Genomic DNA, 12,757 nt, shown 5'->3' with positions numbered 1-12,757 from the left:
ACCCTCACATCCCCCCTCACCGGGGCAACTCGGAATACACTACACGCCCCCCCACCCCCACGCAACTCCACCCACCACGCACCTCATGTCGGCTTTGGGCTCGGCTCTGGGCAATGCTCGCCCTACACAATGTCAGCGCCGATTGTTAGCGTGGGGAGATGCGAATCAAGATGTGCAGCGTCCATGTTCTCGATCCCGCCGCGGCTCACGACTTCTACACTCGGGTCTTGGGCTTTGAAACGCTCGTGGCCATGCCGGAGGCGTCCCTCTATGTGGTCAAGTCTGCGGATGCCGGCGAAGGCACGGGCCTGTTGCTGGAACCCAGCGACAATCCGGTCGCGGCCGCCTACCGCCAGGGGGTCTACGACGCGGGCATCCCGGCGATCGTGTTCGGCTCACCGGATGTGAGAACCGACTATGACCGGCTGACAGCCCAGGGCGTGGTGTTCCGGAGCGAGCCTNGCCCCCGATCCCGGCGGTTCCCTCGCGGCGGTCTTCGAGGACACCTGCGGAAACCTGGTCCAGCTCCACCAGGACTAGCGCCATCAGACCCAACCAAACCGCGCCCCATGAGGCCCCAGTTGAGTCGGGGAAGGCGCCAGACGGTCTCGGGCGTTAAACGAAAACACCCCCGGTCCCAAGAACCGGGGGTGTTTTCACAACGTGCGCGAGGGGGGATTTGAACCCCCACGCCCTTTCGGACACTGGCACCTGAAGCCAGCGCGTCTGCCGTTCCGCCACTCGCGCGTTTTTGCTTTTTCCATCGGCCCCGAATCGGGAACCAGTGGAACAGCGAGATCAAGCATATAGGACTGTTGGCCGAAATACACAATCGAGGTCCCCTGCCCGTCCGGGCGGCACCGACAATCAGGCCGCAAGCCCCGCAATCTCGCGGATCCCCGGGCCCCGAACGGCAAACTGACGGTCCCCTACCGCGGTAGGAAATCGGCCTCGCACGGCCCGGGCGATGGGGTTTTTCCCAGCCTCGCCCAGTAGTATCTGGGGAGACCTGATTGTCCGGGCACCGCACCACAGCATGCTTGGGCGATCTTTCTGCGCCTTCCGGGGGCCCCCTTCGGAACACGCCGCGCGCACAAAGTACTGAAGAGCGGGGAAGGAGGAGACACCATGGGATTGCTCGACAACGTGGAAAAGGGCATCGAGAGGGCCGTCCGCGGCGCCTTCTCCCGCGGTTCCAAGGCGCTGCAGCCCGTCGAGATGGCCAGCGCGCTGCGCCGCGAACTCGACGACCGCTCCATGACACTGGAGGCCGGGCGCACCCTCGCGCCGAACGTGTTCAGCATCCGCCTGAGCACCCCCGACTTTGAACGCGCCCGCGGGTGGGGCACGGCCCTGGCCGAGGAACTGTGCGACGTCGTCATCAACCACGCGCGCGGCCAGGGCTACATCCTCCAGGGCCCCGTCCGTGTCTCCTTTAACCACGACGCCGCGCTGAAGACCGGCCAGCCCGAGATCACCTCGGCCACGGAGAAGGAGAACGGCGCGTCCCAGTACGCGGCACCGCCGGCCAACCCCCCGGCGCGGCCGCACGCGGCACCTGCGCAACCGCCCGGGATCAACCGACCGGGAATCGAACAGCCGGCCGCACCCCAGCCACGGTACGTCCGCCAGGAACCGAAGCGGCCCACCGCGCACAAGCAGCCGGCCGGCCAGCCGGTCCTCGACATCGACGGCCAGCGCTATTCGCTCAACGCCGACTCGATCGTGCTGGGCCGCTCCTCCGAGGCGGACATCCTGATCGACGACACGGGCGTCTCCCGCCGGCACCTGGAGATCCGCACCGACGGCGGCGCCAGCACCGCCGTCGACCTTGGCTCGACGAACGGCAGCTACCTGCGCGGCCGTCGCATCGAGGGCTCCGCCCCGCTCTCCGACGGTGACACCATCACCATGGGCCGGACCAAGCTGACATTCCGCATCATGCCGGCCCGTGGGGGACGCGACTGATGACCGACCTGAGTACGCTCACCGCCACCGTCCTGCGCTTCGGCTTCCTGATCCTGCTGTGGGTCATGGTGTTCGCCGTCGTTGCCGCCATGCGCCGCGACGTCGTGATCGGGCGCAAGGCCCGGGTCGGCACGGTCACGGCCCGGCAGGCCCGCAAGCACCCGGAGCTGGCCGAGGAGCAGGCGCCGGCGGCGAAGCTCGCGGCCCGGGAACTGGTCGTCACCGAGGGCCCACTGGCCGGCACCACGCTGGAGCTTGCCGGCACGCCCATCCTGCTCGGCCGCGCCCAGGACGCCACCCTGGTCCTGGAGGATGACTACGCGTCCGGCCGGCACGCCCGGCTGTTCCCGCAGGGCACCCGCTGGTTCATCGAGGACCTCGGCTCCACCAACGGCACCTTCCTGGGCGGCACGCAATTGACCCGTGCGCTGCCCGTGGAACTCGGCACCCCGGTCCGCATCGGCAAGACGGTCATTGAATTGAGGCCGTGAGCATGACGGAGCGCCCCCTGGTGCTGCGCTACGCCGCCCGCTCCCACGTCGGCCTGGTCCGCGCCAAGAACGACGACTCGGCCTACGCCGGCAAATACCTGGCCGTGGTCGCCGACGGCATGGGTGGGCACGCCGGCGGCGACGTGGCCAGCGCCTCGACGGTGCTGGACCTGATCCACCTCGACCGCGACGGCTACCTCGGCGACGCCGGCACCCACCTCGCCGACGAGATCCAGACCGCCAATTCGCTGCTTTCCGAGCTGGTGCACGTCAACCCGAAGCTCGCCGGGATGGGCACCACGGTCACGGCCCTGCTGCTCTCCGACGACGTGCTCGCCTATGCGCACATCGGTGATTCGCGCGCGTACCGGCTCAAGGACGGCGTGTTCGAGCAGCTGAGCACGGACCACACGTTCGTCCAGCGCATGATCGACGAGGGCCGGATGACGGCCGCCGAGGCCGAGGTCCACCCGCACAAGAACGTGCTCATGCGCGTGCTCGGCGACGTGGACGCATCCCCGGAGCTGGACCTGAAGACGTTCGACGCGTCCGTCGGCGAACGCTGGCTGCTGTGCTCCGACGGGCTGAACTTCGTCCGTCCCGAGATGATCGAGGACGTGGTCCGCAATACGCGCGACCTCGGCCACTGCGCCGACACGCTGATCGAGCTGACGCTGGCCGCCGGCTCGCCGGACAACGTCACGGTCGTCGTGTTCGACATCGTCGTCGATTCCCCGGACGACACCTCCACCGCCGCGTTGGAGACGATCACGGCCGTCGCGCCGGCCGGGGCCGAGCCGGACGGGCCGCTGGAGGTGAAGCACGACGCCGGCGCGCGCCAGGGCGCGAATGTCACCGACCTCGTGGGAGACCTCCCGGACAGCGAGCCGGACCACGAGAAGGCGGGCGAGCCCGGAACCGAGGACACCGGTGACATTGGCGCACACATCCGCGCCGCCGTCGTCCGCCACGAGCTGGCGTCCCGCCCGCACGAGCTCGTCGGCGCGGCCGTCACCGCGAACGCGGACGGCAAGATCCCCGCACTGGCCGGGCACCCGGCCACACGCCGTGCGGCCACCATGCTCACGCACAAACCGAAGGGCGGGGACCTGCCGCCGGCCGAGCCCACGCCCACCGGCTGGTTCGAACGGCGCCGCCGGCTCGTCCTCTCGGTGGTCGGCGCCGCCGTGTTGGTGGCCGTCATCGCGGCGTCGTGGATCAGCTACGCATGGACGCAGACGCAATATTATGTGGGCGTCTCCAACGGACACGTGGCCATCTTCAACGGCGTTTCCCAGTCGCTGGGCCCGATTTCCCTCTCGCACGTGTACGAGCAGACGGCCGTCGTCGTCACGTCCCTGCCCGAGTACTCGCAGCAACGGCTGCAGCAGACCCTGCCGGCGCAGGGCCTGCCCGACGCGCGGCAGATCATCAGCGACCTGCAGCTGGGCGTCGGCTCGAGCACGCCGCCGTGCAATTTCCTGACGGCCACCCCGACACCGACCGGCACGGCCACCACCAAGCCAACGGCCAAGGCCACGTCTACGCCGAAAGCAACCGTCGCGCCGAAGGCGACGCCCAAGCCGACCGCCACGGGCAAGCCGACGGCGGCCCTGGTACCGGGAAGCACCACGACGAGCACCCCGACGTGTACGGAGGCCGCACGATGAGCCAGCTCCTGACCGTGAACAAGCCGCGCCGCACCGCGGAGCTGGGCCTGCTTCTGGTGGCCCTGGCCGTGGGGATCATGGCCAACGCGCTGGTCTACATCAACATGGCCCGGCGGTTCGACACCGACTTCTACAGCCAGTCGGCCATCCTGGCCGTTCTATCCCTTGCCATGCATATATGTGTGCGGCTTCGCGCGAAATATGCCGATCCGATCATCCTTCCGGTGGCTGTCGCCCTGAACGGCATCGGCCTGGCCGTCATCCACCGCCTGGATCTCGGTTCCGCCACGGGCGACAACGCCGGGCCGCGACAGTGGCTGTGGACGTCGCTGGCCGTGATCGTCGCCATCGCCGTGCTGTGGTTCCTGAAGGACCACCGGGTGCTGCGCCGCTACACCTACATTTCCTTGATGGCGTCGGTACTGCTGCTGCTCATGCCCCTGGTGCCGGGCATCTCCGCCGGCGACGTCAACGGCGCCACGGTGTGGATCCGGCTCGGCCCGTTCACGTTCCAGCCCGGCGAGATCGCCAAACTGACGCTGGCCGTGTTCTTCGCCGGCTACCTATCCTCCAACCGCGACCTCATCCTGCTGGCGGGCAAGAAGATCGGCCCACTCCAGTTGCCCCGCACCCGCGACCTGGGACCCATGGTCGTCGCCTGGCTGGCCAGCGTCGGAGTGCTCGTGTTCCAGCACGACCTGGGCACCTCCGTGCTGTTCTTCGGCCTGTTCATGGTCATGATCTACGTGGCCACGAGCCGCATCAGTTGGGTCATCATCGGCCTGCTGCTGATGGTGGTCGGCGGCGCCGCGGCGATCTCGATCTTCCCGCACGTGAACAAGCGCGTCGATGTCTGGCTGCACGCGTTCGACCCGCAGTACATCGCGGCGGGCGGCTACCAAGTGGTCCAGGGCCTGTTCGGCATGGCCAATGGCGGCCTCATGGGCACCGGGCTCGGCAACGGCCGGCCGAACATCGTGCCGCTGGCCAACAGCGACATGATCGTCGCCAGCATCGGCGAGGAACTGGGCATGATCGGCCTGTTCGCCGTCGTCTGCCTGTACGGGCTGTTCTTCTCGCGCGCCTTCCGGGCGTCGCTGGGCGCCCGTGACGCGTTCGGCAAGCTGTTGGCCGCCGGACTCGCTTTCGGATTCGCGCTGCAGTGCTTCATCATCATCGGCGGTGTGACCCGGCTGATCCCGTTGACCGGCCTGACCACCCCGTTCCTGGCCGCCGGCGGCTCGTCGCTGCTGGCGAACTGGATCCTCGTCGCACTCATCCTGCGCATCTCGGACGCGGCCCGCCGCCCCATCGACACGACCACGCCCAAGGAACCGGAGGAGGTGACCGCCGCATGAACCGGGCCATCCGCAATTCCTGGATCGTCGCCGTCGCGCTGTTCGCCCTGATCCTCGGTTCCATCACCTATGTGCAGTTCTTCGCCGTCGACTCGCTGAACAACAACGCCAACAACAACCGGCAGCTGATGCAGAACTTCTGCAGCGACCGCGGCGCCATCCTGGTGGGCGGGCAGGCCGTGGCCGAGTCGGTGGCGACCGACTCGAGCTGCAAGTTCCAGCGCACGTACACGGACCCGTACCTGTATGCGGGCCTGACCGGCTTCTTCAGCAAGACCGCGGGCCAGACGGGCATCGAGTACTCGATGCGCGAACAGTTGTCGGGCACGTCGTCGGACGCGTTCTTCGACCGCATCAACCAGGTGCTCACCGGCGCCCAGCCGCAGGGACGGTCCGTTGAACTGACCATCGACCCGGCCATCCAGAAGATGGCGTACGACATGATCCCGGACGGCGTCGGCGGGTCCATCGTGGTGATGAACCCGAAGACGGGCGCCATCATCGCCATGGTGTCCAAGCCCTCCTATGACACGAACCTGATGGCCAGCCATGACGCCAACGCCGTCAGTGCCGCCCAGGACAAGCTCGTCAAGGAACCCGGGATCAACCTCAACGGGTCCTCCGCCTACACGCAGCTATACGCGCCCGGATCGGTGTTCAAGCTCGTCGACACCGCCGCGGCGTTGGCCTCCGGGAAATACAACAAGGACTCGGTGCTGGACAACCCGGCCCAGATGCCGTTCCCGGGAACCTCCTACACGCTGCCCAACTACCAGTACGGCCAGTGCTACACCCAGACCAAGGCCACGTTCGCCTTTGCCCTGGAAAACTCGTGCAACACGCCGTTCGCCGGCATCGCGCTGAATCTCGGCCAGGACGCCATCACGAAGCAGGCGGACATGTTCGGCTTCAACGACGACACGCTGGGCATCCCCTCGGGCGTGACGGCCAGCCGGTTCCCGGGTGTCGACGGAAAGCTGGACGGCCCGGAGCTCGCCCGCAGCGCCATCGGCCAGCAGAGCGTGCTGGTCACGCCGCTGCAGATCGCCATGATGACCTCGGCCATCGCCAACGGGGGCGTGCAGATGAAGCCGGATCTCGTCAAGGCCGTGCGCACGCCGGATTTGAAGGCCGTCTCCAGCTTCACCCCGGAAACGCTGCGGACCTCCACCACCCCGGAGATCGCCAGGCAGATCACCGAATGGATGGTGTCCGTGGTGGACAACGGGATCGCCCGCGCCGCGGCCGTGCCCGGCGTGCAGGTGGCCGGCAAGACGGGCACCGCCGAGATCGGCGACACAGGTTTGAACAATTCGTGGTTCACCGGCTTCGCACCGGCGAATGACCCCCAGGTGGAAGTGACCATCATGATGCCCAAAGTCGACGTGGCCACCGGCGCACAACTGACCAGTCCAAACGCAAGCAAACTCATCGAGGCGGTGTTGAAAAAGTGAGGCCTACTTCGGGAATCACCTTAGGCGGCAGATTCCAGCTCACTTCGCGCATTGCGATCGGTGGGATGGGCGAGGTATGGCGGGCCAAGGACCAGATCCTGGGCCGGACGGTCGCGATCAAGATCCTCAAGGACGAATACACCGGCGATCCCAGCTTCCGGGAACGGTTCCGGGCCGAGGCGCGGCACACCGCCCTGCTCAACCACGTGGGCATCGCGAACGTGTTCGACTACGGCGAGGAGAGCGGCTCCGCCTACCTGGTCATGGAACTGGTCGACGGCGAGCCCCTGTCCGCGATCATCGAGAGCGACAAGGTGCTCTCGACCGACACGACGCTGTCCTACATCGCCCAGACGGCACGTGCGCTCGCCCCCGCCCACGCGCAGGGCCTGGTGCACCGCGACGTGAAGCCCGGCAATCTGCTCATCACGCCCGAGGGGCGGGTGAAGGTCACCGACTTCGGCATCGCCCGGCTCGCCGACCAGGTGCCGTTGACGCAGACCGGACAGGTCATGGGCACGGCCCAGTACCTGGCGCCGGAGCAGGCCACCGGACAGGTCGCCACCGGCGCCTCCGACATCTACTCCCTCGGCGTCATCGGCTACGAATGCATCACCGGCCACCGCCCGTTCACGGGTGAATCGCAGATCGCCATCGCGCTGGCCCAGGTCAACGACGCGCCGCCGCCGCTGCCCGAGACGCTGCCGAAGCCCGTCCGCGCCCTGCTCATGTCGATGCTGTCCAAGGACCCGGCCAACCGCCCGGCGAACGCGCTCAAGCTGGCCGAGGCCGCGGAGGCCATCCGGGCCGGCGACATCGCCGCCGCGCACGCGGCCGTGCCCGGCATGCTGCTGTTCGAGGGCGTCACCGGCCCCATCACGGCGCCCGTCGACGTGAACGCCACCACCGCCACGACGGTGGTGCCGGAACCGGCCGGTCCGTCGACGACGGCGTTGCCCACCGTCGCGGACAACGTCATCTCCGCCTCGTCCCCGGCCAACGCCAACCAGGACTTCAACGCTCACATCCTTGGCGCCGACTACGACGATTCCGCCTACGATGACGCGGCAGACGACGAAGGGGACGAGCGGGCGGCCCCGGCCAAGCGCGGCCGCAGCCCGTGGACGTGGCCGCTGGTGGCCCTGATCCTGCTGGCCGTGTTCGTCGGCGTGGCATTGCTGCTGCAGAGCCTGGGCGTGTTCAGCTCGACCCCGCCGCCCGCCCCGACAACGGCCGCCACCTCCTCGACCGCCGCCTCGCCGTCGCCCACCGAGACATCCGCGACCCCGGCGGAGACCACGCCGTCGCAGACCCCGACACAGACGCCGCAGGTCACGCTGTTGCCGGACGCCTACAAAGGGCGGCCGTTCGCCGACGTCCAGAACGAGCTGATCGGCATGGGCCTGCAGGTCAAGCGCGAGAACCAGTTCTCCAACGACGTGCCGGCCGGCACGGTCACCGACATCAGCCCGGCCGGGGTCGTGTCGGAGGGCCAGCTCATCACGGTGACGGTGTCCAAGGGCCCCGAACTGGTGACCGTCCCGTCGTTCGCCGGCGAGACCGGCAACCAGTACAACGCGGCCTTGGTGGCGGCCCACCTGGTCCCCGTCGAGAACAGCGCCTCGTCCGACACGGTCCCCAGCGGCCAGGTCATCAGCGCCAGCCCGATGCCCGGGCACGCGGTGCGTGCCGGGTCCACGATCACGTACACCGTGTCCACGGGTCCCGCGGCGACCCCGACGCCGACGGCGGGCGGGGGATCCACCCCGACGCCGAAGTAACACCCGCACCCGCGCAAACCATCAACCGAACCCGGAAAGGACGTACCCCCAGTGACCACCCTGCGCGTCCTCAACGGGCGGTATGAGCTAGGCGACCTGCTCGGCCGCGGCGGGATGGCGGACGTGTACAAGGCCCGGGACACGCTGCTGGGCCGGACCGTCGCCGTCAAGCTGCTGCGCACGGATTTGGCCCGCGACGCCCAGCTGCATGCCCGCTTCAAGCGGGAGGCGCAGGCCGTCGCCGGGCTGAACCACCCCTCGATCGTGGCCGTCTACGACACGGGCGAGCACGCCACCGAGGAGCCCCTGCGCGACGGGGCCCGCGTGCCGTTCATCGTCATGGAGCTCGTCACGGGCAAGACGCTGCGCGAGCTCGTCCGCGGGGGGCACATCGGGGTCGACCAGGCCATCGACTACACGCTCGGCGTGCTGTCGGCGCTCGAGTACAGCCACCGGGCCGGGATCGTGCACCGGGACATCAAGCCGGCCAACGTCATGGTCACCGAGGACACCCAGGACGGCCCCGGAACGGTGAAGGTGATGGACTTCGGCATCGCCCGGACCATCGCCGACTCAGCCGCCACGATGACGCAGACCCAGACGGTCATCGGCACAGCCCAGTACCTCTCGCCCGAGCAGGCCCGGGGCGAGATGGTCGACGAACGCTCCGACCTGTATTCGGCCGGCTGCCTGTTCTACGAGCTGCTGGCTGGCCGGCCGCCGTTCGTGGGCGATTCGCCGGTGTCGGTCGCATACCAGCACGTGCGCGAACAGCCCGTACCGGCCAGCACGTTCAACCCCGACGTCAACGCCGCCATCGACAGCGTGCTGGCCCGGGCCCTGCAGAAGGATCGCGCGGACCGTTTCCAGAACGCCGCCGCATTCCGCCGCGCCCTGCGCGCGGCCCGCACCGGCGTCGCACTGGGCGCCCTGCCGGCCGCGCCGCTGGAGACGCACGCGGCCGCATCCACGGCCACCGCCGTCGTCGTCGCACCCATCACCGCCGCCCACGCGGACGACGACGGCCCGGCCACGCGCGCGATGGCGAAGGTCATGGCCGGGGGAGCCCTCACGACCGAACCGGAGATGGCGCTGGAGGTCGGCGACGAGCCGGGCAGGGCCGTGCGGCGGCGCCGGCGGGCGTGGATCGCCACGCTGTTCGTGTTCCTTGCCCTGGTCCTGGTCGGTGGCGGCCTGCTGGTGTACAACTGGCTCGCGCCGCTGAACTCCGCGCCGGTGACGGTCCAGGTGCCGTCCGTGGCGGGCATGGCCGAGACGGATGCAATGGCGAAATTGAGCTCCTATCAGCTGGACCCGCACCCGGTGGCGGAATTCGACCCCACGGTTCCCGAGGGGGAGGTCATCGGCACGGATCCGGCGGCCGGCTCCACGGTGGACCAGCACGCCACGATCACCGTCATGGTGTCGAAGGGGTCGTCGGTTCGCGTGATCCCGAAGGACATCACGGGCAAGCTCGATTCGGAGGCGCGCCAGGACCTGGCCACGCTGGGGCTGCTGCCGGGCCGGTCCGACATCGTGGACGACCCGAAACTCGGCCGCGGCCTTGTTGTCACGACCGACCCGGCCCCGGGCATGGAGGTCGCCGTCGGCACCACCGTGAACCTGAAGGTCTCCAGCGGCCAAGTGCCCATGCCGTCGCTGGTGAGCAAGTCCCGCACGGACGCCGTGAAGGCCGTCGAGGAGGCGTCGCCGACGTTGCACGTGACGGTCTCCGAGGTGGACAACGCCGTCGTGAAGCCCGGCACCGTGACGGGGCAATCGATCCAGGCCGGCAGCGAGGTAGACCTGAACTCGACCATCACGATCACCGTGGCCAAGGCGCCGCCCACGCCGAGCCCCACACCCAGCCCGACGCCGACCCCCACACCGACGCCCACGGACACGGCGACCCGCACCCCGGCGGACGGCAACAACTGACGTCAGCCGGGGAAGGCCCTATTTCGTGATGAGCGGGCTCAGGTCGGCGGCCCTCGCGGCGGCGCCGGCCAACCCGAGGGACTCCAGCCAGGTGCCCAGCATCTGGTAGCCGCCCTCGGTCAGCACGGACTCGGGGTGGAACTGCACGCCGCACAGCGGGGCCGTGCGGTGGGCCAGGCCCATGATGACGCCGTCGGCCGTCTCCGCCGTGATCTCCAGTTCGTCCGGGATGGTGGAGCGCACGGCGGCCAGCGAGTGGTAGCGGGTGGCCGTGACGGGGCTGGGCAGCCCGGCGAACACGCTCGTGCCGTGATGCAGGACCTCACTGGTCTTGCCGTGCATGAGCTGTTCGGCATGCGTGACCGTGGCGCCGTACGCCTCGGCCAGGGCCTGGTGCCCCAGGCACACGCCCAGCATCGGCTTGGCCTGCCGCCCGCACCAGCGGATCAGCTCGATGCACACGCCGGCCTCCGCCGGCGTGCCCGGACCCGGGGAGACGAGGACCCCGTCACGTGCGGCGGCGAGCTCGACCGCCTCGGCCAGCGTGACGTCGTCGTTCCTCACCACCGTGGTCTCGGCACCGAGCTGCTGCAGGTAGCCGACCAGCGTGTAAACGAAGCTGTCGTAGTTGTCGATGACAAGGATGCGGGTCGTCATGGGCCTGCGGCACCACCAATCGTGGAATCTGTGAACGGGTTGAATTGGGAGAGCCAGGGGAACACGAAGTTCATGAGCACCAGGACGGCCGCGGCGATGAAGAGCATGGCCGTGAGGATGCGGAACCACAGCGGGCCGGGCAGGTTGCGGAAGATCCAGCCGTACATGACTCAGCCCCTTTCCGCGGCGGCGGCCGGCCGGTTGACGGCGACCTGGTTGGCGATGGCGGCCGGCGGACCGGCGCCGGCGGGCTGCCAGGATTCCATCACCGAGTAGGCGATGATGCGTTCGCTCGAGCCGAAACGCGGGTTGCAGCTGGTCATGGTCAGCAGGCGCTGCGTCGGCGTGGCGTGCGGTTCCGTGGGAACCGGGTCCAGCACGTCGCGGCGGTCCGGCAGCACGATCTGCAGGTTCCGGAACACGTAGGTGTAGTAGCCGTCCCTTGTCTGGACGTAGATCCTGTCGCCCGGCACCAGCGTGTCGATGGCGTCCAGGACGGCACCGTGCGTCTGGCGGTGGCCGGCGACGGCGAAGTTGCCGATGGCCCCGGGCAGTGCCGTGCCGTCGTAGTGCCCCAGGCCGAGCGTGTCCAGCTGTGCGGGTGTGGTGCCCTGGACGAGGGGGCGGCTGTAGTCGGGTCCGAACCGGGGGATGTACACGACGCCGAACACCTCGCCCTCGGCGGGCTGGGCCGCCAGGACCGCCGGCTTGCCGAAGTCCTTCTGCGGGTTCGCCGGCGGCGTCACCGGACCCTGGAGCCGGGCGGAGAAGGTGTGCACAGCCTCCGCCTGGGCGTTGTTGGCGGAGATATTGGTCCACCACAGCTCCCACGCCACGAACAGCAGCACGATGACCCCGGCGGTGAGGAGCAGCTCGCCGATGACCTGGACGATGGTGCCGAAGACGCCCCGGCGGGGCGCCCGCCCGCGTTCCCGGCGGCGGCGCTCCTGCTTGCGCCGGCGGGCCGTGGCGTTGCCCCGCAGCAGCTCGTGGACGCCGACGGGGGCGTCCGGGCGCGCGGGCGTCGGGCTCATGGCTGGCGCCTCCTCGTTCATGGTCGGGACGCAACGCCCGGCCGGGCAATAGCCGCTAGACTTGCGTCAACGCCATACAGGACAGCGCCGCTGTGGAATATTCCCCTAGCAGGATACCAAGCACGGGGCTGTCACTGAGCCCGCGGCGACCACAGCGCCGCCCGCCCACGTCAAGGAGTTCCTGTGCCCGAGTCCAAGCCGCGCCGCACCAGGCGCGCCGCGCCGCAACCCGCCACCGCCAAGGCGCAGAAGCCGAACCCGCCGTGGTTCCTTCCCGTCATGGTGGGGTGCATGCTGTTCGGGCTGCTGTGGATCATCACGTACTACATCTCCGACGGCACCCTGCCCATCCCCGACCTCCACAACTGGAACATCGCCATCGGTTTCGTCATCGTGATCGCCGGCT

The 12,757-nt window shown here is 68.9% G+C and carries 11 protein-coding genes, 1 tRNA gene and 1 pseudogene; 9 read left to right on the top strand and 4 right to left on the bottom strand.

Going from position 1 to position 12,757, the window contains the following annotated elements; translation table 11 throughout:
• Window positions 1-158 precede the first annotated feature (158 nt).
• Window positions 159-540: pseudogene (locus EJC77_RS14790) on the top strand (VOC family protein).
• A gap of 124 nt (window positions 541-664) precedes the next feature.
• Here the strand turns inward: EJC77_RS14790 and EJC77_RS14785 are convergent.
• Window positions 665-747, bottom strand: a tRNA-Leu gene (locus EJC77_RS14785).
• Window positions 748-1,128: 381 nt separating this feature from the next.
• Here EJC77_RS14785 and EJC77_RS14780 point away from each other — a divergent pair.
• From EJC77_RS14780 to pknB, 7 genes are read left to right on the top strand one after another with little or no spacing between them, the layout of a single operon-like run.
• On the top strand, window positions 1,129-1,968 hold the full coding sequence (locus EJC77_RS14780) for an FhaA domain-containing protein (protein WP_125614184.1): 840 nt from the start codon (window positions 1,129-1,131) through the stop codon (window positions 1,966-1,968).
• Window positions 1,968-2,459 (top strand): FHA domain-containing protein FhaB/FipA, encoded by a 492-nt coding sequence (locus EJC77_RS14775; RefSeq protein ID WP_205787377.1) that lies wholly within the window; start codon window positions 1,968-1,970, stop codon window positions 2,457-2,459. Before EJC77_RS14780 ends, EJC77_RS14775 begins: the two co-directional genes overlap by 1 nt.
• A gap of 2 nt (window positions 2,460-2,461) precedes the next feature.
• Window positions 2,462-4,129, top strand: a complete 1,668-nt coding sequence (locus EJC77_RS14770) for a PP2C family protein-serine/threonine phosphatase (RefSeq protein ID WP_125614181.1) — start codon at window positions 2,462-2,464, stop codon at window positions 4,127-4,129.
• Entirely contained in the window at window positions 4,126-5,487 is a 1,362-nt protein-coding gene (locus EJC77_RS14765) for an FtsW/RodA/SpoVE family cell cycle protein (RefSeq protein WP_125614178.1), read from the top strand. The genes EJC77_RS14770 and EJC77_RS14765 overlap by 4 nt, the downstream gene beginning before the upstream one ends.
• Window positions 5,484-6,941, top strand: a complete 1,458-nt coding sequence (locus tag EJC77_RS14760; RefSeq protein ID WP_125614175.1) for a peptidoglycan D,D-transpeptidase FtsI family protein — start codon at window positions 5,484-5,486, stop codon at window positions 6,939-6,941. The genes EJC77_RS14765 and EJC77_RS14760 overlap by 4 nt, the downstream gene beginning before the upstream one ends.
• Window positions 6,938-8,722, top strand: coding sequence for a protein kinase domain-containing protein (locus EJC77_RS14755; RefSeq protein ID WP_125614172.1), 1,785 nt, complete (start codon window positions 6,938-6,940; stop codon window positions 8,720-8,722). Before EJC77_RS14760 ends, EJC77_RS14755 begins: the two co-directional genes overlap by 4 nt.
• Window positions 8,723-8,773: 51 nt before the next feature.
• Complete coding sequence (pknB, locus tag EJC77_RS14750; RefSeq protein ID WP_125614169.1) at window positions 8,774-10,660, top strand: Stk1 family PASTA domain-containing Ser/Thr kinase; 1,887 nt, start codon at window positions 8,774-8,776, stop codon at window positions 10,658-10,660.
• Between the two features lie 18 nt (window positions 10,661-10,678).
• Here the strand turns inward: pknB and EJC77_RS14745 are convergent, their stop codons facing one another.
• Genes EJC77_RS14745 through EJC77_RS14740 form a run of 3 tightly spaced genes read right to left on the bottom strand, consistent with a single transcriptional unit; the run spans window position 10,679 to window position 12,351 of the window.
• Entirely contained in the window at window positions 10,679-11,317 is a 639-nt protein-coding gene (locus EJC77_RS14745; RefSeq protein ID WP_125614166.1) for an anthranilate synthase component II, read from the bottom strand.
• Window positions 11,314-11,484 (bottom strand): hypothetical protein, encoded by a 171-nt coding sequence (locus EJC77_RS20450; RefSeq protein WP_164520444.1) that lies wholly within the window; start codon window positions 11,482-11,484, stop codon window positions 11,314-11,316. The genes EJC77_RS14745 and EJC77_RS20450 overlap by 4 nt, the downstream gene beginning before the upstream one ends.
• Window positions 11,485-11,487: 3 nt before the next feature.
• Window positions 11,488-12,351: a class E sortase gene (locus EJC77_RS14740; RefSeq protein WP_125614163.1), complete on the bottom strand. Its 864-nt coding sequence runs from the start codon at window positions 12,349-12,351 to the stop codon at window positions 11,488-11,490.
• Window positions 12,352-12,534: 183 nt separating this feature from the next.
• Here EJC77_RS14740 and EJC77_RS14735 point away from each other — a divergent pair.
• Window positions 12,535-12,757: cell division protein CrgA (locus tag EJC77_RS14735; protein ID WP_240630273.1), on the top strand; the 223-nt coding region annotated here is incomplete at its 3' end.

The organism is Specibacter cremeus (assembly GCF_003946885.1).
Classification (GTDB): domain Bacteria; phylum Actinomycetota; class Actinomycetes; order Actinomycetales; family Micrococcaceae; genus Specibacter; species Specibacter cremeus.
The sequence above is the reverse complement of the archived record's forward strand: the minus strand, read 5'-3'. Positions and strand labels throughout refer to the sequence as shown.